Genomic DNA, 23217 nt, shown 5'->3' with positions numbered 1-23217 from the left:
TTCCCATTAGAAGAGCCGAAAAAACCCTCTTCACAAGAAGAGGGCTATACCATCTCTTCTTATCTTCCAGAGCCAAATTGCTCTGCTGGATTTAGCACCGTGTAAACTACCGGTTGCCGGGCTTCGTTGGGCCAGTCCCTCCGCCACTCTTGATAAGAATATTCAGTTAATTTTCAAGTTAAAGTGATACTATCATACTTTTTCAAAAGTGGTCAAGTGTTTTCATATCAAATCTTGATCTTGCCTAAACAGAAAAAGGACTCAAGCAAAAGAGTTTTTCGGAAGGTGGTGTCTATTGCTATATCTTTCCGGGTTAGGGCTTCTCTAAGCTTGACCCTGCCGGAAATAATTGAATGAATAGCCTCTTCAGAACCTGTTATCTTAACATCAAATTTCTTTGTTCGCCTGGCTTTCCTGATTTCCCCTTTTGAAATCTGCAGAGGTATGCTAATATTTCCCGCTTGGATAAGGATAGAAAAAGTCGATTTTCTTAATAAATATCCTACATGGCCTTTTGCTTGGTTCTCCCTGACAAATAGATCTGCTAAATCTTCCATAGCCTCACCCCTTGTACGTACTGGGTCTCTTCCTTTTATATTCAGTAATTGCGTTTTACAGTCCTTTTATTTTTGTTCGACAAATACAGCATAAAAAAAAGACAATGCCCTTTTTTTATTAGGCATTATCATTCATTTCCCGAGAAATATGTCAGATTATACTGCTTTTACTGCAGGATTGGCAGCTTTTGTCTTATTGTAGCTTCTAAACACGAAGAAAAAATAAAGAGATCCGATAAGATACAATGACGCAGTAATCGAGAAGACGAGTGCATAACCCCAGTAAGCCCCGTATTTAATGACGATTCCGGTTGATACGGGACCCATTACCGCCCAGCCAAGATTAAATACCATTTGATTAATAGAGTTTGCGAGCCCCTTCATTGAATCATCTACCTTGGACATCATGAGCGACATTTGGATTGGATTTCCTGCGTTCATCAGGGCCTGGCGGAATAGAAAACCGATGGCAGCCAGCCATAGGTGTTCCGTATAAGCGGTCAAAAGCAGGAATGGAAGCGACATTAGCTGCAGAAACACGACAGCTTTGACTTCCCCAACCTTCCTTACGACGATAGGGCCGATAATCATTGCAAAAGCAGTAGCTGCCTGACCAAGGGAAATAATAAATCCAATCACAGAATTTGATGCGGCAAAGCGGTCAGCGAAATACAAATTCAGATAAGGAATAACTAATCCAGCCCCAAACCCAATCAGCAGCTGAGCAAAAGCAAACATGGCAATAATTTTAATACCGTCATTTTTAAACGTAAGGTCTTTAAAAGAGAATCTCTTTATGGATTTGTCTTCCTTCTTATCTTTACGCATTTCATTGAAACGCAGTATTGGTATCAGTCCAGCCATAAAAAACAGGCTCCCAATTAAAAGCGTGATCCGAAGACTGTTCAGGTGGGTAGTAAATAGAGAAAATATGTCCGTTAGGATCCCGCCGCTCAGATTGCCTATTACATTAGCTCCGGTCATGATCGCAAAATGAATGCTAAATAGGTGAACCCTCTGATCAGCCTTTGAATTTTCGGCCAGCCACGGAATGCTGGATACCTGCAAAAAGGCTGTCGTCAGCCCTGTAAAAAATGCAAACAGAATCAGCAGTGACTGCAATTCAATCACACTTCTGAACAACATAACAGCACCCGTGGCTGCAGCTCCAAACAGCATTGCTTTCTTTCTGCCAAGCCTGTCGCTCGCAATCCCTGCCGGAACAAGAATCATCGCCGTTGCGAGCGCAGTCATGGAAATAACCTGACCATTAATATTTTCGGAGTAACCAAGTTCCCTTATATAGAAATTATAAATGACCATGAAGATTCCAAAGCCTATTTGCGTAAGTATATTAGCCATAAAGGCAAATTTTATATTGCGATTGTAGCCTTTAATCTGGCCAGCCCATTCCCTGTAAAATGCCATCTCGATCCCATCCCTGCGCTGTATGTAAAATCACACTCAATTTTATTTCGATTCCCTAAGTATCATACTCCATTCCTCAAAGGTTTGTAAATATTTTTTGAATATTTTAAAAGGTGGGATTTCGGTTGTTTAACAGAAAAAACCAGGTGGAATCAACACCTGGTTTTTGGCAATATTCGGCCGGTACTGCAGTCATGCTAATGGCACTTATTTATATATTCCTGATTTTCTCCAATAAGTATGGGACAGACCGGAAGGCATATAGCTTTTCGTGAACTTTTCCTTCTTTAAAGATGATGAGGCAAGGGACGCTTTCGACTCCCCACTTTTCAGCGATTTCCGGCATATAATTTAAATCCGCTTTCCCCATTGCTTTGTCTGGCAGCAATTCAGCTGCAACGGCCAGCATCTTGCCCGCCATTTGGCAGGTTCCGCACATAGGCGTGTACAAATATAAGAGAGCGCTTTTTTGCCCATTTACCATTTCTTCAATCTCATGGCGCGACCATTCCTGCATTTTATCATCCTTACCTGTCTAAGTACTGTGTATAAACGTCGATATTGGCTCCCAGCAAAACCGTAGCCAAATGATGTTCAGGAGCTGTGGCTACCTCTCTGTACATCCTGTCGATGTATAGATGTTCTGCCTCGGGAAACTCTCTTTTAAATTGCTTCCTCAGCTTTTCCCCGGCTGAATCAGCATCCACCAATATATATACATCCTTATCAAACAGTGTGTCAATTAATTCGTCCAGTTTCGTTATGCTGATTGTTCCGTTGGTGCAAATAATCTCTACCGGCTCTCTTATGATATTTTTTACCTTTGTTTTATCTGACTTTCCCTCAACAATAATAACTTTCTCCGGAATTGCCTCATTCATCGTCATCACCTGAAAGGAGTTATTTTGAAGCTGAATTGCTTTGCAGTTAAAAACCGTTAAAGAAAGTGTTTATCCAATATATTCATTATTCTTGATTATGGTGTGAATCTCCTGCCTTTTTTTGAGCGGAAGGGTTTTGATGATTTTATTAATTTAGATTTGTAAAAGGCTCTTTTCTTTTCTCATAGATTGTTGTGTTTGTTTATGAATTCTGCCCGTTGATTTCCGCTGCGGGCACTTGCTTTCCGCGGGGAGGGTTGCGAGCCTCCTCGGCTTCGCCTGTGGGGTCTCGCACTTCCCTCTCTTCCCGCAGGAGTCAAGTGCCCTTCGCTACAATCAACTCAGTTGGGTAAAACAATTACTTTTGCCTTCAAAAAACAACAAACTTTACTAAAACAGCCTTGTAAAATCAAAATGCCTTTTTAAAAAATAAACCCTTTTTCTTGGCTTTGTCCGGCAAATCTTTGTCATTTTTAAATTTGTCTAACATGTTTTATTCTTTTCAAGCATGATACTTGGTTTTTCTAGCATGTTTTTGAATTTATCTAACATCTATTTTGGTTTAAGAATCAATTCCCGGAATTTATGCGTCACTTTCAACATTTATGAATCAATTACCGGGTTTTATGCGCCACTTTTACGAATATTTGCGCCACTCCCTATTATGACGCTCTTTAGATGGTACCGAACCAACTATCCAATCCAATATATGCTCTTCTTCTATGCTTTAGCATATTAAATAAACAGCGGAAATTCTCCCGCTGTTTACGATGTTAGCACCAGCCGCCTTCGTCACAGTCAGTATAGCGGGCTTGCGCCTCATCTGTAACGGAAACGTTCTGATAAATTTTTTGCTGGTCAGTTTCAAAATGATGGTCCAAATTAAAGGAAGAGCCTTCAGGCAGGCTGATTTGGCCTATTTTTTCATTTTCAAGGTAAAGCTCTATATGATCATTTTTCAGCTTGCCGACAACCCGGTCAGTTATATCGATTTTCTGCTCCTTCAATGTCATGGTAACCAATCCTTTCATACCTTTTGGTACTCATAGTTTTGCCCTATCTCCATAAAAGAAAAATAGCAATTAAAGGCAATGCAGCAAAAAAGCCGGCTCGTATTGAGCCGGCTTTTCAGTCAATTAGTCTTCGTTTGTCATTTCCTTGTATTGCTCAGCAGTCATAAGCTTGTCTACTTCGCTTAAATCTGAAGGCTCAACAACAACCATCCAGGCTTTTTCGTATGGAGATTCGTTTACGAATTCAGGACTGTCGTTAAGGTCTTCGTTGACTTCAACTACTTTGCCGCTTACAGGAGCATAAAGCTCGGAAACCGTTTTAACGGATTCAACACTTCCAAATGGCTCATCTGCAGTAAGCTCATCCCCAACTTCAGGAAGCTCAACGAATACAATGTCGCCAAGTTCTGATTGCGCAAAATGCGTAATTCCAATGCGGACTTTTCCATCTTCTGTTTTTACCCACTCATGCTCTTCTGAATAACGTAATTCTTTAGGTGTGCTCATAGTTTATCCCTCCACTTTTTATATTTCAATTTATGATCGTAAAATCGATCGCTTAATTCATGATGGCCCATCGGAGCAAAATATCAGCCCTTAGGATAGCCATGCCTTTTCATAATCCTCTTCTTTGAAGCCAACTGTTACCTTTTGGCCGTCAGTCAGAACTGGACGCTTAATCAGCATGCCGTCCGTTGCCAAAATATCCAGCAACTCTTCTTCTGATGAGGTTTTCACTTTGTCCTTTAAGCCAAGCTCCCTATATTTCTGGCCACTTGTATTAAAGAACTTTTTTATGTCCAATCCACTTTTTTTATAAAGCGTTTCAAGCTCGCTTCGTGAAGGCGGATTCTCCACAATATGTACTTCTTCATAAGACAAGTTATGTTCATCAAGCCATTTCTTCGCTTTCCGGCATGTCCCGCATTTGGGATACCAGTAAAAAGTCAACGCCATTCTATCACCACCCAATGTTAGCATATCCAGGCTTCATAAAAAATTGCTGCCTTTTAATTGAATACTACCATAAATGAATACCAATGAACACCAAGATAATATTCGACATTTTTCTTCAGGGTTCCTGCCGGCAGAATAAATTTTTAAAAAGTTTGTCTCAGATAAACTCGCTGTTGATTACCGCTCGACGCATGCTTTCCGCGCCCGCTTCCTGGTCGTTTTATACCAGCCGGCCTCCCTTTGCCCGCAATATGCGCCCGCGAATAAACTTTGCCCGAAGGAAATGTAAGTGCATTTTCGAGGAGCCTTGCACCTTCCGCGCCTTTAAATATAGTACAAAATGAACAATCAGCTTACAGAGCTAAAAAAACAAGCCCCCTTCGCGGGGAAGGGAGCCAGCTTATGATCAAACCACGAAACGTTCAGCGTCTGTTAGCTTCTCTGCAGCTTCACGCTTTTTAGCAATCACATTGATAGGCGTGTGGCGCGTAAATTTGCGAAGTGCTGACATCATCATGCGAAGAGCATCGCCATTTTCAACCGCAACAAGCGTTTCTTTTGCATCCTGCTCAATTTTGTTGAATGCTTCCTGACAGAAAATTTGTGTATAAAGAAGCTTTTGTTTGCTCTTTTCAAGACCAGCTTTTTCGATAGCCTTCTCTGTACGAAGAACAACTGATTCCATTGCATATGCATTTGAAATAATATCGGCAATGTTTACAAGAACTTCTTGTTCTTTATCTAGAGCCTTGCCGTATTTCTGAGCAGCTAAGCCTGCAGCAAGCAAGCCGATCTTCTTCGCATTTTTAACTAAATATTTTTCCTGTGCCAATGGCTCATCGCCAGGCTCTTCAGGCATCATCATCATAAGCTCTTCCTGCAGTGCTTGAGCTTTTTGGAATAATGGAAGCTCGCCCTTTAAAGCTTTGCGAAGGTATGTGCCTGGCACCAATAGACGGTTAATTTCATTTGTGCCTTCAAAAATACGGTTAATACGGGAATCACGGTATGCTCTTTCAATTTCATACTCGGCCATGAATCCGTATCCCCCATGGATTTGAACGCCTTCATCTACAACATAGTCAAGGACTTCAGTGTTGAAGAATTTGTTCATGGAGCACTCAATGGCATACTCAGCGATTGAGTTTGCTACTTCTTTACCATCTTTCACTTCTTCATCAGTCAGCTTGCTCATGCGGTCTTCGAATAAACCTACTGTGCGGTACACTGCACTTTCAGCTGCATAGATTTTGGAAGCCATTGTTCCGAATTTTTCTTTTGTCAGGTTGAACTGGGCGATAGGTGTTTTGAACTGCTGGCGCTGGTTTGCATATTGAACAGCCAGCTCGAATGCACGCTTAGCGCCTCCAACTGCACCTACTCCTAATTTGTAACGTCCGATATTTAAGATGTTAAAAGCAATTACATGACCCTTGCCGAATTCGCCAAGCAGGTTTTCTTTTGGAACTTGTGCATCTTCAAGGATTAATGTACGGGTAGAAGAGCTTTTGATGCCCATCTTCTTTTCCTCTGCCCCTACAGAAACACCAGGGAACTCTCTTTCAACGATGAACGCTGAGAAGTGCTCTCCATCAACCTTTGCATATACTACGAATACGTCTGCAAAGCCCGCATTTGTGATCCACTGCTTTTCACCGTTTAATACATAATGAGTACCTTCTGCATTCAGTTTTGCAGTTGTTTTAGCGCCTAGGGCGTCAGAACCGGAGCTTGGTTCAGTCAAAGCGTATGCAGCCAGCTTTTCTCCTGTTGCTAATGCTGGAAGGTATTTTTGTTTTTGATCTTCGTTACCGAAAAGTACGATAGGAAGGGAACCGATCCCTACGTGTGCACCATGGGAGATGGAGAATCCGCCGGCACGCGCCATTTTCTCAGCGATCAGGGCGGAGCTGACTTTATCTAATGCAAGTCCGCCGTATTCTTCGGGAACATCCGCTCCTAAAAGGCCAAGCTCACCAGCTTGCTTTAATAATTTAACGGATCGTTCAAACTCATGGTTCTCCAAATGTTCGATCTGCGGAACCACTTCATTTACCACATAGTCTTCTGTTGTTTTAGCAATCATAACCTGCTCATCTGTGTAGTCTTCAGGTGTAAACATACGATCATAGGAAACATCTTCAATTAAAAAGCTTCCGCCTTTAATTAGGTTATCAGTTTGATTTGCCATTTTTATTTCCTCCATTCTATTTGGGGAGAAAAGCCGATGGGGCTTTTCTCCGTTATTTTGTAAGTTGACCTTTATTCATAGTTTTTTTGTTTTAGCTTATGAATGCTGCCCGTTGATTTCCGCTGCGGGCACTTGCTTTCCGCGGGGAGAAATGGGAGCCTCCTCGGCTTCGCCTGTGGGGTCTCCCACTTCCTCTCCTCCCGCAGGAGTCAAGTGCCCTCCGCTACAATCAACTCAGGTGGTTAAACTTAGTTAGCAGTTGAAAAGCAGCAAACTTTACTAAAACAGCCTTTAAGTATTATAGAAGTTCAAAAACGCCGGCTGCACCCATTCCGCCGCCAATACACATCGTTACGACTCCGAATTGCTGGTTGCGTCGCTTCATTTCATGGATTAGGGATAAAGTCAGCTTTGCACCTGTACAGCCAAGCGGGTGTCCAAGAGCAATCGCTCCGCCATTAACATTCACTTTTTCTTCATCCAAACCTAGTTCGCGGATAATCTGAATGGATTGAGATGCGAACGCTTCATTTAGTTCGAATAAGCCGATATCGGAAACCTCAAGTCCTGCTAGCTTAAGCGCTTTAGGAATTGCTACAACCGGTCCGACCCCCATGATTTCAGGAGGAACTCCTCCTACTGCGAAGCTTCTGAACTTAGCCATCGGCTGCAGGCCTGATGATACTGCTTTTTCACGGTCCATTACCATTACTGCCGCTGCTCCATCACTTGTTTGTGAAGAGTTTCCTGCAGTAACTGTTCCTGTCACAGAGAATGCCGGGCGCAGCTTTCCTAGGGTTTCAACTGTAGAATCCGGGCGTACGCCTTCATCCTGGCTGAATTGGATTGTCTTTTCTGTTAGTTTATTGTCTTTCCCTACAGATCTTAAGATGACATCCACAGGAACGATTTCATCCGCAAATCGCCCTTCATGAATGGCCTTTGCTGCTCTCTGGTGGCTTCTTACGGCAAAGGCATCCTGGTCTTGTCGTGAAATGCCATATTTCTTGGCCACTTCCTCTGCTGTATGTCCCATGCCCATATAGTACTCAGGAGCTGTTTCCGCCAATTTGGCGTTCGGGCGGACCACATGCCCCATCATCGGCACGAGGCTCATCGATTCCGCTCCGCCGGCAATGATGGTATCGGCATGGCCGATCATAATTTTCTCGGCCGCATAAGCGATTGACTGCAAGCCTGAAGAGCAATACCGGTTGATTGTAATGGCTGGAACCTCGTGGGAAAGACCGGCAAGCGCTCCGATATTCCTCGCCATATTCAAGCCCTGTTCTGCTTCGGGCATGGCGCAGCCAATGATCAAGTCATCGATATTTCCTTCATAATTTCCTGCACGTTTCAATGTTTCTTTTACAACAAGCGCACCTAAATCATCCGGCCTTACATTTGCAAGCGTACCTTTCTTTGCTTTCCCGACCGGTGTCCGGGCACCTGCAACAATTACCGCTTCTCTCATCTTATTCCCTCTCTTTCTATAAATGTTTTAATCTATTAATTAGTTGCGCAACGGCTTTCCTTTTAAAAGCATGTGCTGCATACGCTGCTGTGATTTTGGCTCAGCAACCAGGCTTAAGAACGCTTCACGCTCAAGGTCCAGCAGGTATTGTTCATCAACTTCTGTTCCATATGGCACTTTACCGCCAGCAATCACATACGCAAGTTTTTTCGCGATGTTAAGATCATGCTCGGAAATATAACCTGATTGGAACATGGCATGCGCACCAAGCAGCAGGGTTGCATATCCTGTTTCTCCAACCACTGGCACCTTCTTGCGTACGCGTGGCTTATATCCTTTTTCATGCATGACGAGGACAGCCTGCTTGGCATCATAAAGAAGGTGGTCTCCGTTCACGCTAATGCCATCGGCAATATTCATGAAGTTATGATCCCGGGCTTCTTCACCTGAAGTAGAAACCTTTGCCATAGCGATTGATTCGAATACTTTGTTGGCTACCTTTTGCAGATCGAATTCGACGCCATTCGGCATACTTTCAAGATGCTTAATATATAGCTCCTTGTTACCGCTTCCGCCAGGAATCAGGCCGACTCCTACTTCAACAAGCCCCATATACGTTTCGCTTGAAGCCTGAATATGTGCTGCAGGAAGGCAAACCTCTGCCCCTCCTCCCAGTGTCATTCCGAATGGAGCAGCCACAACCGGCTTGGAGCTGTATTTGATTTTCATCATGGCATTCTGGAAGTGGCGGACTACCATATCAAGCTCGTAAATATTGTCATCCTGTGCTTCCATCAGAATCATTCCAAGGTTTGCACCGACACAGAAATTCTTGCCCTGGTTTCCGATGACAAGGCCTTTATAATTTTTCTCCACTTCATCAACCGCAAGATTAATCATTTGGATAATATCGAATCCGATCGCATTGCTTTGCGAATGGAATTCCAGAAGGGCAACACCATCGCCAAGGTCGATTAGGCTTGCTCCAGTATTCTTTTTAATAACACCCTTTTTCTTTTTAAGCTGCTTTAAGTTGATCACTTTTGGATTTTCTTCGATTAATTTATATTCGCCATTATGATAAAAATACAGCTGGCCTTCCTCTTCTTTGTAGAAAGTAGTGAAGCCTTTTGCGAGCATGTCTTTTACCCATGCAGGCACTTCTTCGCCGGCTTTTTCCATCTTTTGCACTGATTTTTCCACACCAATTGCATCCCATGCTTCAAATGGTCCAAGCTCCCAGCCAAAGCCCCACTTCATCGCACGGTCAATTGCTGTTACATCGTCTGCAATTTCACCATGCAACTGAGCTGAATAAAGAAGCGCCGGGCTAAGAATATTCCATAAAAGCTGGCCTGCACGATCATCTGCATATACAAGCGCTTTCATTTTTCCGGCAGTGCCCTTTTCCTGTTTGCTCAATTCTACTGAAGCTGTTTTAAGCTTTTTGCGAGGTCCATATTCCAGGCTTTCCGGATCCAGTTCAAGGATTTCTTTTCCCTTTTTCAAGAAGAATCCCTGGCCTGACTTGCTTCCCAGCCAGCCTTTTTCCTGCATGGCTTTCATGAAGCCCGGCACTTCAAATACTTCTTTCTCTTTTCCCTCTACTTGCTCATAAACGTTGCCCGCAACGTGTATAAATGTATCAAGGCCTACCACATCCAATGTTCTGAATGTTGCACTTTTCGGCCTTCCGATCAGCGGGCCTGTAACGGAATCGACTTCACCAACGCTATAGCCGCCTTTCAGCATTTCCTGTACAGTGACCAGGAGTCCATAGGTGCCGATGCGGTTTGCAATAAAGTTTGGTGTATCCTTCGCTTCTACAACACCCTTGCCCAATGTATCTTCACCAAATTGCTTCATGAATGAAAGCACTTCAGGATCAGTATTCTTAGTTGGAATTACTTCTAATAGCTTTAAGTAGCGTGGCGGATTAAAAAAGTGTGTACCAAGAAAGTGCTTCTGGAAATCCTCCGAGCGGCCTTCAGACATTGCTTCAACAGAAATTCCTGAAGTATTTGAGCTTACAATACTGCCAGGTTTGCGGTACTGGTCCACTCTCTCGAAAACCTGCTTTTTAATATTCAGGTTCTCTACAACAACTTCGATTACCCAATCGACATCTTTAAGGCGTTCCATATCATCATCAAAGTTGCCTGCTTCAATCAGAGCAAGATTCTTTTTGGAAGTCAGAGGAGCTGGTTTTTGCTTTATTAGCTTCTGACGGTTGCTTTCACTGATGCGGTTGCGCACCGCTTTATTTTCAAGGGTAAACCCTTTTGCTTTTTCTGCATCTGTTAGTTCACGAGGTACGATATCCAGCAATAATGTTGGTATTCCGATATTAGCCAGGTGCGCCGCGATTCCTGCCCCCATCACTCCGGAGCCCAAAACTGCCGCTTTTTTAATTTGTTGGATCAACTTCATTTCCCCCTTTTAGCTTTTTGAATGAACACTCATTCATTTTGCTGCTAAAAAAAATATTCCTCTAATCTGAATGAGTCCTGTTAGTTATAACTATAAAATATTTGCAAAATTTACGCAATGATTTTAAGTGGAAATTTGAAAATGTTTTGAAATTTATTAAAGGGACAACATGATTGCTGGGACTGTTTGGGCGAAATGATAAACGTTTTTTTGGATATTCTATAGGAGAAGCAACTGTCGTCGGACGGCAGGAGCTGATTGCAACGGAGGTGAAAAAAATGGGAAAAATGAAGAAGGATCCATCCAGGGCTGGTGTCAGTGCAGCAAGCGTGCAGGGTGACGCGGGTCCTACTGTTGAGAGACAAGGTCCCAAAAAGAGGAACAGCCAAAATAATCAATATAAACGATAATCCGGGTTAAATGCCAAGGCGGCTTATATGAGCGGCACTTCAAGCTGTAATCATCTAGCATTCAAAGGCTGGCTGCTGTCTGTCAGCCTTTTTCCATTATGGACATAGGGTAAATCTATAAATCCTCTCCTTAAGAATAACTGGCGTTTTTCAGAGGAAAGATATGTTCGAATAAAAGTGCTTTTATTCCCGAACCGCTTTGCGGTGTCAATTAATAAATTAGGAGGGTTTATTATGCAACAGCAAAATATGAACATGCAAAACCAGCAGGGCATTATGCAGCAGCCTCCTGCAGTTGTTTCCACTAAGGATTCCCTGTACTTAACAGATATGCTTTCCTGGAATCTTCTCGCATTTAAAAAGGCTCATTTTTACTCTCAACAGTGCCAGGATCAGGAGCTTAAGACTCATTTCGAACAGTGCGGGCAAATGCACCAGCGCCATTATGAGCAGCTGCTTACCCATTTAAATCAGCAAAATCAGCAAAACTTTATGGGAATGCAATAGGAGGGGAAATAAAAATGAACCAAAATCAGAATCAAAACCAAAATACGATTCAAAATCCTGAAACCCAGGTTAATAAAACACCGCAAATGAACGACCGCGACTTTACAAATGATATGCTGGCAATGGAGAAATGGATGACAAATGCTTATTCTGTTGCGATGAATGAAGCAAGCCACCAAAGCCTTTACCAGGATATGCTGACTGTTTTTAATGAAACGCAAAACCACCAGAGAGACCTTTATAATCTTATGTTTAAAAAAGGCTGGTATAAAGTTGAAGCAGCTGACCAGCAAAAGCTTCAGCAGTCCTATCAGCAATTTCAGGGATATTCCAATCAATTCCCATATGGAAATGGGCAAATGCAATAAAGGAAAACCGCTGCATTTCCTGCAGCGGTTTTTTTAAATTTGCATAAGTAACGAAGAGTTTGCAAATATCATGAGACTTGCAATAAACCTGGAATAAAAAGCATTTTCAACCCTATTTAAAATGAATTCTTAATTTCATTTTTTGCTTCTTAATTCCTCATTCATCTTCTTAATTTCAGCAATAAGAGCTTTCATTTCCTCTTTTGCATCCGGATATGTATCATTCCAGTGTTTGGCAAGCGGGGGCATGGATTTAGCGATAAAGGAGTACAATGCCCATGCTTCAACCTTTTCTTTTAGTTCAGGATCGCTCTCGCCAATTAGGAGTTCAGTATATTTTTCAAGCAGTCCATTAAGCTGTTCTTTAAATTTGTCATCCATTAACGTTTCCCTCCTTTTTATAAGCTCTTGCAAACCTGAGGGCAAGTACCGCAGCGTTTGCCGCTATCCGTTAAATAGGAAAAGCAGCAGGTTTTTCGCGGCCTGATCAGCTTTCCTTTGCTTTCTACAAATATTTTCTCGTTATGATACCGTTTCAGCGGGTTTTGATTATATCCCCCGAAGAGATCCCCAGAGGCTTCTTCCATGATAAACTTGAAATCCCCGTCCGCCTGCTCAGCCACTGATGTTTCTCCTGGCAAGACCGTTTCATAAAGCCAGAATAGATAAATCGCAATATTTTCCCAAAGAATCAGCTTTGAAATCTTCGCTTCTTTTGCGATGTTATCCAAGATTGGAAATACATGTCCGTTAAATAGAGCACGAATAGATTCTTCTCTCCAGTGCCCCCTGTCTGCTCCGGCACATTCACCCCTAAGGCTTTTAAACCGAAACTCCGGCAGCCAAAGTCCGTCCTTTTCCTGGCCTTCCAGAGAAAGGTTTTCATGCGAAATATCCAGCCTCAGATTCCAGGCGGTCATGCTATATAAATAAATCACAGGCAGAAATGCATATCTTTTAACCAGAATGGAAGCGGCTGCTTTTTCGTCTTTTGCTCCAATATGTTCTTTTACCTTAGCCAGATATCCCCCTGCTTTCTTGGGATCCAGGAGGTCAATCACATCAATGGAAAAAGGAGAGTTTGCCGAATCTGTGGAGAGCCTGAATTGCGTAAGTGCTTCTGCCTGTTTTTCTGTCAGCAGGGCCATTCTTAAACCCCCTGCCCTTTCAGGATACACCTTCCTTTTCCGTACGGAATGCATAGCGGGGTGCCGAATAACGGATCAATCGTGACTTCACAGTCCATGCCAAATACATTTTTAACTAATCCGCAATTAATGACATGTTCAGGCTTGCCCTGGGCAAATACTTTTTGATTTTTTATGGCGACTATATTATGTGCATAGCGGCAGGCCAGATTAAGGTCATGGAGTACCATCACAATCGTGCGCTGCTCTTTTTCATTTAATTCAAAGAGCAAGTCAAGAATTTCAATTTGATGGGTCATATCCAAATAAGTGGTGGGCTCATCAAGTAAAATGGTATCTGTATCCTGGGCTAAAGTCATCGCTATCCACGCTCTCTGGCGCTGACCTCCGGATAGGGAATCAACAGTCCGATCCTTTAATTCCTCCATGCCGGTTGCTTTCAGAGCGTTTCTAACCTTAAGTTCATCTTCTGTTGACCATTGTTTCAGCCAGGTCTGGTACGGATACCGTCCTTGCTTCACAAGCTGGAGCACTGTCAAGCCTTCAGGAGTTGCAGGAGATTGGGGCAGGATTGCCATTTTCCTGGCAACATCTTTTGTTGATAGCCTGGCTATGGCCTCCCCTTCCAGTAAAACTGCACCTGACTTAGGTTTCAGCAGCCGGGCAATGGATCTGAGCAAGGTCGATTTTCCGCAGCCATTTCCACCGATAAAAACGGTGATTTCCCCTTTTGGGATTTCCAAGTTAAGCTCATTAATGATAATAGTATCTCCATATGACAGTGTTAAATCCTTTGTTGCGATCGCTTGCCCTGTTGCCATGTCTGCCCTCTCCTTTTTTTTAAGGCTCTGTTAAATTGGCCTGTTGATTTCCGCTGCAGAAACTTTCTTTTATTATGCTTATGAGTTCCTTGTTTTAAAAAGCAAATAAATAAAGTAAGGTGCACCGATGCTGGCTGTAAAGACACCTGCCGGGATTTCCAGCGGAGAAAATAAAGTTCTTCCGATCAGATCCGCAGCCATAACCAGGATTCCTCCGATTAAAGCAGAGGCCGGCAGCAAAGATCCAAAGGCTGAACCAACCAGCCTCCGTGCCATATGGGGTGCCATTAACCCAACAAAGCCTATCCCGCCGGCAAATGCCACGGCTCCGCCTATCAAAGCAGTGCTCACCATCAGGAGCAGGAATCGGTATTTTTGCACCGTGCTGCCAACGCCTGTGGCAATTTCATCCCCAAGCTCCTGGATATTGACATTTCTGGCTAAAATAAATGCCAGAATCAAAAGAATAAGCGTCCATGGCACTAAAATGGCTACATTTCCCCAATTAGAACCGTAAACTGTGCCAGTTATCCAAATATTCGCCTGGCTTGCCTGGTAAATCGGGCCGAAAACCATCATTAAAGTCGTTAAGGCCTTCATCAAGCTGGCGATGCCGATTCCGATCAAAACAAGGCGGATCGGCGAAACTCCGTCCTTGTAAGCTAAAAAATAAACAAGAAAAGCTACAATAGCAGCTCCGGCAAACGCAGCAAGAGGCATCCAATTTATGCTTACGGTCAATGCATTGTTTTCATCACTAAAAAAGGCAAGAAAACCGACCACCGCTACAGAGGCACCCCCGGTTATTCCGATAATGTCCGGTGAAGCAAGCGGGTTACGGATCATCCCCTGCAAAATGCCTCCAGCTACTGCAAGAGCAATCCCTACCATGAGAGCAACGATAATTCGGGGAAGCCTAAAGGATTGAATAACAAGTCTTTCCATATCCGAGCCTCCGCCAAAGAAGACCTGCAAAACCTTTAGTGGGCCGATCTTCATTTCACCCGTCCCTGTACTAATGATAAAAACCCCTGCAGCAGAAGCAATCAGGATAAAGAAAATCATTAGTGCCCTGCGGTCAATTAAGAAGGAAACCTTCTCGCCAAAAAGGCGCAAATTATAGTATTTTTTCATTATTGATTGAACCCCCTTCTGGCTATGTACACGAAGAAAGGAGTTCCGATCACAGCGGTCATGACCCCAACAGGAACCTCCTGCGGCATGATGATATATCTTGCTGCTATATCTGCCACCAGAAGAAGCATCCCGCCAAAAAGCCCTGCATATGGAATGACCCAGCGGTGGTCAATGCCAACAACTGCGCGGGTTAGGTGAGGAATGACAATGCCGAGAAAGCCAATAGGACCTGCAACCGCTACAGCCCCTCCGGATAGAAGAACGACAATAATGCCGGCACCCAGCTTAAGCATTCCGGTTTTTAAGCCCAGCCCTTTTGCCACATCCTCGCCCATTGATAGGACATTCATTTTCCCCGCGATAACCAATGAAAAAATCCAGCCTGCCAGGAGGTAAGGAATCACCGCAGTAAGAGTTTCCAATTTCCTTCCGGATACAGACCCGGCAAGCCAGAACAGGACCTGCTCAAGGGCCGTCTCGTTTAAAACAAGAAAGCCTTGTGTCATGGAGGCAAACATGGCACTTATTGCCGCACCGGCAAGCGTCAGTTTCATGGGTGTTAACCCTTCCCTGCCAATCGAACCGATAATATAAACAAAGATAAATGAGACAGCCGCTCCGAGAAATGATATCCATGTAAAAAACTGAAGATTACTAATGGATAGTAGAGAAACAGAGATCACAACAGCAAATCCTGCCCCTGCGTTTATCCCAAATATTTCTGGAGCAGCAAGCGGATTCTTTGTTAGTGTCTGAAGCAATACCCCGGCTATCGCTAGACTTGCCCCTACCGCCGCTGCAATTAACGCCCTGGGAAGGCGGACAGATTGTATAATGATATGTTCATTGGATCCATCAAATTCTGTAAATGCATCAATGGCCATCTTCCAGGTTGTGTCCGTATATCCGTATACAATGCTGAAAGACATTAATACTAACAGCAGGATCATAGTTAAAATAAGCCCTGCCCATCTTAGGAAATTCGTTTTTAATAGCATAGTGAAAACCTTTCCAGCTTCTATTTAATAAGGTTTATTTACAATATAAGTCTATTGTACAGGGCTAATCGCTGTCAATGAGTTTGAAAATCATTTTCACTGGCAATTTATCACGTTTAATGTAATGACATGGTTTTCCCATATGCTGGTGGTTCCCTAATTTAATTTTGCAAAAAAGCCTTTAATAATGGTTATTAAAGGATCGAATAAATAATTGAAAATGATTATCATTTACCCATTGACAGACGGAAGAATCCATTTTATTATAAAGTTGTCAAATGAAAATGATTATCATTAACAATACATATTGGAGGATGCATTATGAAATTTAAATCTTTACTTGCCATACTTTCAGTTTTGACTATCTTGTTCTTAGCCGCATGCGGAAATAACAATGAACAAGATGATCAGGCTGCTGAAAAAGAAAACGAAGGAAACAAAACAGCAGATACAAGCTATACTGTTGAGCATGCAATGGGAACTACTACTTTGGAGAAAACCCCTGAAAAAGTTGTCATTTTAACAAATGAAGGAACTGAAGCTCTTTTATCCTTGGGCGTTACTCCAGTGGGAGCTGTACAGTCTTGGACAGGTGATCCATGGTATGAGCACATCGCAGATGATATGACAGATGTCCAGGTTGTTGGAACAGAAAGCGAAGTAAATGTTGAAGCAATCGCTGCACTTCAGCCGGACCTTATTATCGGAAACAAGATGCGCCAGGAAAAAATCTATGATCAATTAAATGACATTGCTCCTACCATTTTTGCTGAAACATTGCGCGGAAACTGGAAGGAAAACTTTGAGCTATATGCAAAGGCAATTAATAAAGAGGAAGAAGGGCAAAAGGTTATTGCTGATTATGACAGCCGCATTGAAGAGATTAAAACAAACCTTGGCGACAAATTAAGTCAGGAAGTATCGATTGTCCGCTTTATGGCCGGCGATGTCCGTATTTACCATAAAGATTCATTTTCCGGAGTTATTCTAGACCAAATCGGCCTTGCACGTCCTGAAAGCCAAAATGTTGATGACTTTGCTGAAAAAAATGCCACAAAAGAACGAATCCCGGCTATGGATGGAGATGTACTGTTCTACTTCACGTATGAAACAGGCGACGGCGAAGCAAGCCAGCTTGAAAAGGAATGGATTGAGATCCGTTATTTAAAAATCTGAAAGTTGCCCAGGAAGGCAATGTTTATCAAGTCAGCGACACCATCTGGAATACTGCCGGCGGCGTCATTGCGGCAAACCTGCTTCTGGATGACATTGAGAAATATCTTGTTAAGTAAAAGCTGTTTTCGAAACTTGTTGCTCTAAGGCTCTTTTCTAAAAGGGTACAAGGTTGGTTGATTGGAGCGGAAGGTGCGAGACTCCAGCGGGAGGAGTGGGACAGGTGAGACCCCACAGGCGCCGCGCGCCGAAGATGCTCACCGCCCGCCCCGCGGTTCGCTGAGCATCCTGGAGCGGAAATCAACCACTACTCTCTTTTCAAATAAAAACTTAGTGATTGCGCTCCCATAATCCCCCTCTTTTATGAGAGCTCATATATAAAGGAACCTGTCTTGTGCAGGTTCCTTTTTTACGGCCAAATTTGCCTTTTTTTTATATAGGAATATAAAACTCATTTTGATTAGGGTACCCTGTTGATTGGAGCGGAAATCAACAGGACATTTTAACAGACCAAAAATAAAATAATTGCTCCGTCTCCCCTTTTCAAGACACTCCCCACTTTTTTATTGCCTTCCATTCATAAGTTTTCCAAAACCGGCAACAATAAGCGTAATGCCGAAAATGATGGTGATTTTGCTATGAAAAGATGGTTGAAAAATAAGCGAATTAAAGAGGATGTTCAGCACAAGGAATGGGAACAGTCCTTTATAAAATCTAAAGACTTTAAGAAAGTTTTTTATTATAACCAAAAAACAAATGTTCGATTTGGGCTTACGTTCATGTCTACTTTGGTGGATGAAAATATCATTCAGGAAGGTATTCTCCCAAATCTGCTGGATGAGGAATTCCGGGAAATTGAGGATATTAAACAGCTGGTACCTGTTGCCGATGTCCAAATTTGTGATGACCCTTCTTTAATCGAACAAAAGGTTATGAACGGCTATGTGATGCTGACAATTGAAACAGAGCTTAAGCATTTCGGCTTTATCGCAGCGCAAAAAGAAATTGTCAGGGGAATCAGCCAGCCGGAGGTTGAGTTTTCCGTTATTGGGCCTAAGGAAGCGTTCGTTGAGTCTCTCGGGCAAAATTTGAATTTAATCCGCAAGCGCCTTCCTGTAAAAGAACTGATAATCGAGGAGTTTAAACTTGGCAGTTTGTCAAAAACCAGTGTCGTGATGCTGTACATGGAAAATATTACAAACGAGGACAATGTGAATACCGTCAGGCAGCGGCTATCGAATGTAAAGTTTGATGCCATAACAGACAGTTCCTACATTGTACAGCTTATTTCGGATAACTCGAACTCCCCTTTCCCTCAGCTTCTGGATACGGAAAGACCCGACCGGGTGGCGGGCATTCTGGCTGAAGGGAAAATTGCCATTGTGGTGGATGGATCGCCCCATGTTCTAATCACGCCAACTACTCTGGTTGAATTCTTCAGTTCATTTGAAGATTATTTTTTAAATTGGATTTTATCATCCTTTTTCCGTCTAATTCGTCTGTTTGCGGTTGCTTTTTCAATTCTTGTAACGCCCATTTATGTGGCGACCTTGTCTTATCATTATGAACTCATTCCAAAAGATTTACTAAGTACTTTGATTACGTCAAGGAGGGAGATTCCCCTCCCACCTATTCTTGAAGCGTTGTTTCTGGAACTGACAATTGAACTGCTGCGTGAGGCCGGGGCCCGGCTGCCTACCAAGGTCGGCCAGACAATCGGTATCGTGGGCGGAATCGTTATCGGAACGGCTTCAGTAGAAGCTGGCCTGACAAGTAACGTCCTCCTCATTATCGTTGCCCTTGCCGCTCTCGCTTCCTTTACGACACCTGTTTATCGGATGGGCAACACAATCCGTTTGCTGCGCTTCCCTTTCTTATTTTTTGCCGAGCTTTGGGGGCTGCTGGGAATCGTTTTCTGTTTCTGTTTACTGCTGACCCATTTAGTGCGGCTTACTTCACTTGGAAGGCCGTTTCTTGAGCCGCTCTACCCTCCTCGGGTTGTAGATATGAAAGATGCGCTTATCAGACTGCCATTTGAAAGGCAATCCAAGAGGCCTATCTATTTAAGAACAAAAAATCCTATCCGGTTTAGCAAGAAAAAGGCACAGGAGAAAAAGGATATTGATGAATAACACGAAAGTGCTAGCCCAAATAATGATCCACCCGTTAACAAGCATGGAGCGGAGGTGAACCAGATGCAGGAGCAGGCAGTACCAGACAGACTGAAGATATCCCCTTTTTTGGTATTTTATATGATTATGTCTATGCAAATTGGAATCGGTGTCCTGGGCTATCAGCGAATTATTGCCATGGATACCGGCTATGATGCATGGATATCTATCCTATTTGCTGGGGGATGTATTCATGTCATTGTTTGGATGATCTATAAAATTTGCGAAGCGGTTAACGGGGACATCGTAACTGCCCATAAATTTCTGTTAGGAAATTTCTTCGGCAAGGCCCTCAGCTCCATTTTCATTGGATATTACATCCTATACAGCTTAACAGTTGTCAGGACATTTATTGAGGTTATTCAGGTGTGGATGTTCCCGGAATTAAACACATTCTGGTTCTCTTTGGGATTCATGATCCTTTGTGTTTATATCATTTTTGGCGGATTTCGGACTGTAGTCGGGACAGCCTTCTTCGGCCTTGTCCTTCCTGCTTATCTGCTTCTGACATTTGGCTGGGCTACCAAATTCGCCAATTTCTATAATCTCTTGCCCATTTGGGACCATTCCATCAAGGAGATTCTAACAGCCTCCTTTCATATGTCGCTTACTTTTATTGGGTTTGAAATCATCTTGTTTTTCTACCCTTTTATAAAAGAGCCAAAAAAATCCCAAAAATGGGCCCATCTGGCTGTTTTGGCCACTACCCTCATTTATACAGTTTTAGCAATTATCACTTTTGCCTATTTTGCAGAAGAACAGCTGGCAAAACAAATCTGGGCTACACTTACTATGTGGAAAATAGTTGAAATGCCCTTTGTAGAACGCTTTGAATATATCGGCATTGCAAACTGGAATCTAGTCATTCTTCCCAATGTTTGCATTTCGATGTGGATTGCTTCCCGCCTGGTAAAAAGAATTTTTAATATCAGGCAAAAAATAGGCGTGTTCTTTATTGTAGGGGCGGTTCTGTTCTTAATTACTTTTCTGGATACACGCGAAAAAATAAACATGCTCAACAACAATATAGGAAAAATAGGATTTGCGTTTACCTTTATTTATATCCCCATGCTCTTTTTCGCAATTATGATAGCAAAAAAACTGAAGAAGAAGGGAAAGAAGAAATGAAAAAGCTATTGATATTATTTCTTGCCATGCTTCTTACAGGATGTGTAGAAAAAGAAATTCTTGATGATATTAATATTGAGGTAGCTGTTGGCTATGACATGCTGGAGGATTCTGAAGATAAATACAGAGGCACTGTTCTGTTCCAGGAATTCCAGCCTGATAAGAGCGTGATTAACCGTACCTTCAGCGGTGAGGGCACTATAAGGCAGGACATAAGAATGGAAATATCCAAACAGTCTTCTGAACCTGTAGTCACCGGCGGCTTAAAACTGGCGATCTTCGGTCCTGAAGTTGTAAAAAAGGGAATGTATGATATTGTGGATTCTCTGCAAAGAGATGCCAGCATCGGTGCGAGATTATTTGTTGCCACCTCGGATGGAAAAACTGAAGATCTATTAAAAGGTGAATATGGATCAAGGGGGAATTCCACCTACATATATAATATGATTAGCCATAACGTCGAAAAAAGGGATATTCCAAAGACCAACCTGCACCTGGCTGCCCATGATTTTTACCAAAAAGGAAAGGACCCGTTCCTCCCGCGTTTAAAACAGGTCAGCAAGGATAAAGTGGAGATCTCCGGTATTAGCCTATTTAAGGAGGATAAAGAAGTAGATATCCTGCGAGTAGAAAATTTGTTCTTTTTTAAATTATTAGTGGACAAATACAGCGAAGGCAATTTTGATGTTTCTGTATCCAAAGATGCTAAGGCTGCCGTAAAAAGCATCAGATCCAAGCATAAAATAAAAATTCTAGACAATAAAGCAGATATAAAAATAAAAATCAGGGGCGTTATCCGTGAGTTCACTGGTGATGCTTTAACTCCTGACGTGATAAAAAAGATTGAAAAAAATCTGGAGAAAGAAGTGGAAACAAAATGCTTAAAGCTCTTGAAAAGGTTTCAGGAGCAGGGGATCGATCCAATCGGCATAGGCCAATTAAAGAAATCGCAGAACAGAAATTTTGACTTTAAGAAATGGGAAGATGACTACAAGAATATGAGCTTCAATGTTAGATGTAATGTGCTGATTGAAGAAACAGGTGTTATTGAATAAATAAAGAGCGGCCGTTTAATTTCGGGCCCGCTCTTTTTTAGTCGCTCGTTGAGAACATATATTTTTTATAATGGTAGCGGATTGAGAATATAAGCCCCATAGCCAGCATATTCCCCATAAGCGAGCTTCCCCCATAACTGATGAATGGAAGCGGAATGCCCGTAATTGGCAAAAGTCCGATGGTCATGCCGATATTTTGAAAGACATGGAAGGTGACCATGCTGATTACCCCTACACAAATATAAGTATAGAAGTTGTTTTTTGTTTCCATGCCAATCTTGGTAATATGATAAATCAGCAGGAAGAAAAGGCTGACTACAATACTTGCTCCAATAAACCCAAATTCTTCGCCTACAATACTAAAGATAAAGTCAGTATGGCTTTCAGGCAGATAAACTTCCCTTGTTCCATACCCTTTGCCGCTTGTTTCTCCTGATCCAATGGCAAGGAGAGACCGGGTAAGCTGGAACCCTGTTGAGCTCTGGTAATTGTAGGGATCAATCCAGGAATAAATACGCGCAAACTGATATTCCTTGACTCCCAGATATTTCTCAAGAATGTCAGGATGCCAGAGGACGAAATAAAGGATGGTGCCGGCCAGTGCAGCTCCTGTGCCAAAAATCGGAGCCAGCAGCTTCCAGCTGATTCCCGATATAAAAATCAGGCCAAGCATAATCGCAAGAAAAACCAGGCTTGTACCCAAATCCGGCTGCTGCATGACAAGCATGAGCGGTACCATGGTTAAACCGACCAGTTTAATAAGCAGCCATAAATCGGTCTGTATGGTTTTAATGGCATTTTTTTGATGATGATCATCAATCGTTTTTGCCAGAACAAGGATAATAAACACCTTAACGAGCTCTGCCGGCTGCAGGGAGCCCATCCCAGGAACCTTATACCAAGCCTTGGCTCCGTTGATGACAGGAGCAATGCTGCTTGGCGCAATAATCAAAAAGCCGAGCAGCAGGATGCCAAGGCCGTAGACATACCAGGAAATCTTCTTTAGCTGGTCAGAGTCCAATGTGATAACAGCGGCAATGATCCCTGTTCCAACGATATACCAGACAATCTGCTTCAAAAGGAAATTTTCAGTATATTGTCCCGTTGTCTGCGCGCTGTAAATCGAGATCGCGCTTACTAAAAATAAAAGCATCAATATTAATACTAAGCCCCAATCAAGCTTAGGGGGTGTATGCCGATTAGAAGTCATAATCATTCTCCTTTAAAAAACCATCTGCCTTTGGAATTTTGCCAGGCATAACGGAGTATGACGCAGCTTAAGGATGGAAATGAGGGAATCCAGAAATTTGTTTATGTACCTCTCATTAATCCTCGCTACAATATTCCATTATATTTTTTATAGAGATAAA

The 23217-nt window shown here is 42.7% G+C and carries 22 protein-coding genes, 1 pseudogene and 1 riboswitch; of the genes and pseudogenes, 7 read left to right on the top strand and 16 right to left on the bottom strand.

The window, feature by feature from the left end; translation table 11 throughout:
- Positions 1–56 precede the first annotated feature (56 nt).
- Positions 57–159, bottom strand: a riboswitch (SAM riboswitch).
- A 68-nt stretch (positions 160–227) separates the two neighbouring features.
- The 10 genes from AC3ZVC_RS07860 to AC3ZVC_RS07815 all read right to left on the bottom strand — a co-directional run bounded on the left by AC3ZVC_RS07860 (position 228) and on the right by AC3ZVC_RS07815 (position 10922).
- Positions 228–557 carry an SCP2 sterol-binding domain-containing protein gene (locus tag AC3ZVC_RS07860; protein ID WP_490067801.1) on the bottom strand — a complete coding sequence of 110 codons (330 nt, stop codon included), beginning with the start codon at positions 555–557 and terminating at the stop codon, positions 228–230.
- A 156-nt stretch (positions 558–713) separates the two neighbouring features.
- Positions 714–1985 (bottom strand): MFS transporter, encoded by a 1272-nt coding sequence (locus tag AC3ZVC_RS07855; RefSeq protein WP_490067800.1) that lies wholly within the window; start codon positions 1983–1985, stop codon positions 714–716.
- A gap of 211 nt (positions 1986–2196) precedes the next feature.
- Complete coding sequence (locus AC3ZVC_RS07850) at positions 2197–2502, bottom strand: thioredoxin family protein (protein WP_490067799.1); 306 nt, start codon at positions 2500–2502, stop codon at positions 2197–2199.
- A 10-nt stretch (positions 2503–2512) separates the two neighbouring features.
- Entirely contained in the window at positions 2513–2866 is a 354-nt protein-coding gene (locus AC3ZVC_RS07845) for a toprim domain-containing protein (protein ID WP_026584726.1), read from the bottom strand.
- A 773-nt stretch (positions 2867–3639) separates the two neighbouring features.
- A complete protein-coding gene (locus AC3ZVC_RS07840; protein ID WP_490067798.1) occupies positions 3640–3897 on the bottom strand; it encodes a YusG family protein in 258 nt (85 codons plus the stop codon).
- A 105-nt stretch (positions 3898–4002) separates the two neighbouring features.
- On the bottom strand, positions 4003–4386 hold the full coding sequence (gene gcvH, locus AC3ZVC_RS07835) for a glycine cleavage system protein GcvH (protein WP_490067797.1): 384 nt from the start codon (positions 4384–4386) through the stop codon (positions 4003–4005).
- 90 nt (positions 4387–4476) lie between these two features.
- A complete protein-coding gene (locus AC3ZVC_RS07830; RefSeq protein WP_490067796.1) occupies positions 4477–4836 on the bottom strand; it encodes an arsenate reductase family protein in 360 nt (119 codons plus the stop codon).
- 406 nt (positions 4837–5242) lie between these two features.
- Positions 5243–7027 (bottom strand): acyl-CoA dehydrogenase FadE, encoded by a 1785-nt coding sequence (locus AC3ZVC_RS07825; RefSeq protein ID WP_490067795.1) that lies wholly within the window; start codon positions 7025–7027, stop codon positions 5243–5245.
- Positions 7028–7325: 298 nt separating this feature from the next.
- On the bottom strand, positions 7326–8501 hold the full coding sequence (locus AC3ZVC_RS07820) for an acetyl-CoA C-acetyltransferase (RefSeq protein WP_490067794.1): 1176 nt from the start codon (positions 8499–8501) through the stop codon (positions 7326–7328).
- 39 nt (positions 8502–8540) lie between these two features.
- Positions 8541–10922 (bottom strand): 3-hydroxyacyl-CoA dehydrogenase/enoyl-CoA hydratase family protein, encoded by a 2382-nt coding sequence (locus AC3ZVC_RS07815; protein ID WP_490068862.1) that lies wholly within the window; start codon positions 10920–10922, stop codon positions 8541–8543.
- A gap of 287 nt (positions 10923–11209) precedes the next feature.
- Here AC3ZVC_RS07815 and AC3ZVC_RS07810 point away from each other — a divergent pair, with 287 nt between their 5' ends.
- The 3 genes from AC3ZVC_RS07810 (at position 11210) to AC3ZVC_RS07800 (ending at position 12216) form a co-directional block, all read left to right on the top strand.
- Positions 11210–11341, top strand: a complete 132-nt coding sequence (locus AC3ZVC_RS07810) for a YuzL family protein (protein WP_214724073.1) — start codon at positions 11210–11212, stop codon at positions 11339–11341.
- A gap of 234 nt (positions 11342–11575) precedes the next feature.
- The gene (locus AC3ZVC_RS07805; RefSeq protein WP_490067793.1) at positions 11576–11848 is read left to right on the top strand and encodes a hypothetical protein; all 273 of its coding nucleotides are present in this window, start codon (positions 11576–11578) and stop codon (positions 11846–11848) included.
- 14 nt (positions 11849–11862) lie between these two features.
- A complete protein-coding gene (locus AC3ZVC_RS07800) occupies positions 11863–12216 on the top strand; it encodes a spore coat protein (protein WP_214723884.1) in 354 nt (117 codons plus the stop codon).
- 135 nt (positions 12217–12351) lie between these two features.
- Here the strand turns inward: AC3ZVC_RS07800 and AC3ZVC_RS07795 are convergent, their stop codons facing one another.
- From AC3ZVC_RS07795 to AC3ZVC_RS07775, 5 genes are all read right to left on the bottom strand, one after another.
- Complete coding sequence (locus AC3ZVC_RS07795) at positions 12352–12597, bottom strand: YusU family protein (protein WP_490067792.1); 246 nt, start codon at positions 12595–12597, stop codon at positions 12352–12354.
- Positions 12598–12614: 17 nt separating this feature from the next.
- Positions 12615–13364 (bottom strand): IucA/IucC family C-terminal-domain containing protein, encoded by a 750-nt coding sequence (locus tag AC3ZVC_RS07790; protein ID WP_490067791.1) that lies wholly within the window; start codon positions 13362–13364, stop codon positions 12615–12617.
- Positions 13365–13366: 2 nt separating this feature from the next.
- Complete coding sequence (locus tag AC3ZVC_RS07785; protein WP_490067790.1) at positions 13367–14185, bottom strand: ABC transporter ATP-binding protein; 819 nt, start codon at positions 14183–14185, stop codon at positions 13367–13369.
- Between the two features lie 78 nt (positions 14186–14263).
- Entirely contained in the window at positions 14264–15319 is a 1056-nt protein-coding gene (locus AC3ZVC_RS07780; RefSeq protein WP_490067789.1) for a FecCD family ABC transporter permease, read from the bottom strand.
- Positions 15319–16320, bottom strand: a complete 1002-nt coding sequence (locus AC3ZVC_RS07775; RefSeq protein WP_490067788.1) for a FecCD family ABC transporter permease — start codon at positions 16318–16320, stop codon at positions 15319–15321. Before AC3ZVC_RS07775 ends, AC3ZVC_RS07780 begins: the two co-directional genes overlap by 1 nt.
- Positions 16321–16641: 321 nt before the next feature.
- Here AC3ZVC_RS07775 and AC3ZVC_RS07770 point away from each other — a divergent pair.
- The 4 genes and pseudogenes from AC3ZVC_RS07770 (at position 16642) to AC3ZVC_RS07755 (ending at position 21847) form a co-directional block, all read left to right on the top strand.
- Positions 16642–17612 (top strand): annotated as a pseudogene (locus AC3ZVC_RS07770) (ABC transporter substrate-binding protein).
- Positions 17613–18131: 519 nt separating this feature from the next.
- Positions 18132–19625, top strand: coding sequence for a spore germination protein (locus AC3ZVC_RS07765; protein ID WP_490067787.1), 1494 nt, complete (start codon positions 18132–18134; stop codon positions 19623–19625).
- 63 nt (positions 19626–19688) lie between these two features.
- Entirely contained in the window at positions 19689–20792 is a 1104-nt protein-coding gene (locus tag AC3ZVC_RS07760) for a GerAB/ArcD/ProY family transporter (RefSeq protein WP_490067786.1), read from the top strand.
- A complete protein-coding gene (locus AC3ZVC_RS07755; protein ID WP_490067785.1) occupies positions 20789–21847 on the top strand; it encodes a Ger(x)C family spore germination protein in 1059 nt (352 codons plus the stop codon). Before AC3ZVC_RS07760 ends, AC3ZVC_RS07755 begins: the two co-directional genes overlap by 4 nt.
- A gap of 37 nt (positions 21848–21884) precedes the next feature.
- Here AC3ZVC_RS07755 and AC3ZVC_RS07750 read toward each other — a convergent pair whose 3' ends face one another.
- Positions 21885–23057, bottom strand: coding sequence for an FtsW/RodA/SpoVE family cell cycle protein (locus AC3ZVC_RS07750; protein WP_214723866.1), 1173 nt, complete (start codon positions 23055–23057; stop codon positions 21885–21887).
- Positions 23058–23217 lie beyond the last annotated feature (160 nt).

It is taken from the genome of Cytobacillus sp. C11.1, assembly GCF_058145115.1.
This window is presented reverse-complemented; position numbering and strand designations above follow the sequence as displayed.

What these genes read in the sequence shown, in the direction of transcription:
- AC3ZVC_RS07845 (WP_026584726.1), bottom strand. Translation starts at nt 2,866, where the DNA reads ATGAATGAGGCAATTCCGGAGAAAGTTATTATTGTTGAGGGAAAGTCA.
- AC3ZVC_RS07765 (WP_490067787.1), top strand. Translation starts at nt 18,132, where the DNA reads ATGAAAAGATGGTTGAAAAATAAGCGAATTAAAGAGGATGTTCAGCAC.
- AC3ZVC_RS07750 (WP_214723866.1), bottom strand. Translation starts at nt 23,057, where the DNA reads ATGACTTCTAATCGGCATACACCCCCTAAGCTTGATTGGGGCTTAGTA.
- AC3ZVC_RS07810 (WP_214724073.1), top strand. Translation starts at nt 11,210, where the DNA reads ATGGGAAAAATGAAGAAGGATCCATCCAGGGCTGGTGTCAGTGCAGCA.
- AC3ZVC_RS07805 (WP_490067793.1), top strand. Translation starts at nt 11,576, where the DNA reads ATGCAACAGCAAAATATGAACATGCAAAACCAGCAGGGCATTATGCAG.
- AC3ZVC_RS07755 (WP_490067785.1), top strand. Translation starts at nt 20,789, where the DNA reads ATGAAAAAGCTATTGATATTATTTCTTGCCATGCTTCTTACAGGATGT.
- AC3ZVC_RS07860 (WP_490067801.1), bottom strand. Translation starts at nt 557, where the DNA reads ATGGAAGATTTAGCAGATCTATTTGTCAGGGAGAACCAAGCAAAAGGC.
- AC3ZVC_RS07800 (WP_214723884.1), top strand. Translation starts at nt 11,863, where the DNA reads ATGAACCAAAATCAGAATCAAAACCAAAATACGATTCAAAATCCTGAA.
- AC3ZVC_RS07840 (WP_490067798.1), bottom strand. Translation starts at nt 3,897, where the DNA reads ATGAAAGGATTGGTTACCATGACATTGAAGGAGCAGAAAATCGATATA.
- AC3ZVC_RS07785 (WP_490067790.1), bottom strand. Translation starts at nt 14,185, where the DNA reads ATGGCAACAGGGCAAGCGATCGCAACAAAGGATTTAACACTGTCATAT.
- AC3ZVC_RS07820 (WP_490067794.1), bottom strand. Translation starts at nt 8,501, where the DNA reads ATGAGAGAAGCGGTAATTGTTGCAGGTGCCCGGACACCGGTCGGGAAA.
- AC3ZVC_RS07825 (WP_490067795.1), bottom strand. Translation starts at nt 7,027, where the DNA reads ATGGCAAATCAAACTGATAACCTAATTAAAGGCGGAAGCTTTTTAATT.
- AC3ZVC_RS07760 (WP_490067786.1), top strand. Translation starts at nt 19,689, where the DNA reads ATGCAGGAGCAGGCAGTACCAGACAGACTGAAGATATCCCCTTTTTTG.
- gcvH (WP_490067797.1), bottom strand. Translation starts at nt 4,386, where the DNA reads ATGAGCACACCTAAAGAATTACGTTATTCAGAAGAGCATGAGTGGGTA.
- AC3ZVC_RS07790 (WP_490067791.1), bottom strand. Translation starts at nt 13,364, where the DNA reads ATGGCCCTGCTGACAGAAAAACAGGCAGAAGCACTTACGCAATTCAGG.
- AC3ZVC_RS07830 (WP_490067796.1), bottom strand. Translation starts at nt 4,836, where the DNA reads ATGGCGTTGACTTTTTACTGGTATCCCAAATGCGGGACATGCCGGAAA.
- AC3ZVC_RS07795 (WP_490067792.1), bottom strand. Translation starts at nt 12,597, where the DNA reads ATGGATGACAAATTTAAAGAACAGCTTAATGGACTGCTTGAAAAATAT.
- AC3ZVC_RS07780 (WP_490067789.1), bottom strand. Translation starts at nt 15,319, where the DNA reads ATGAAAAAATACTATAATTTGCGCCTTTTTGGCGAGAAGGTTTCCTTC.
- AC3ZVC_RS07850 (WP_490067799.1), bottom strand. Translation starts at nt 2,502, where the DNA reads ATGCAGGAATGGTCGCGCCATGAGATTGAAGAAATGGTAAATGGGCAA.
- AC3ZVC_RS07855 (WP_490067800.1), bottom strand. Translation starts at nt 1,985, where the DNA reads ATGGCATTTTACAGGGAATGGGCTGGCCAGATTAAAGGCTACAATCGC.
- AC3ZVC_RS07775 (WP_490067788.1), bottom strand. Translation starts at nt 16,320, where the DNA reads ATGCTATTAAAAACGAATTTCCTAAGATGGGCAGGGCTTATTTTAACT.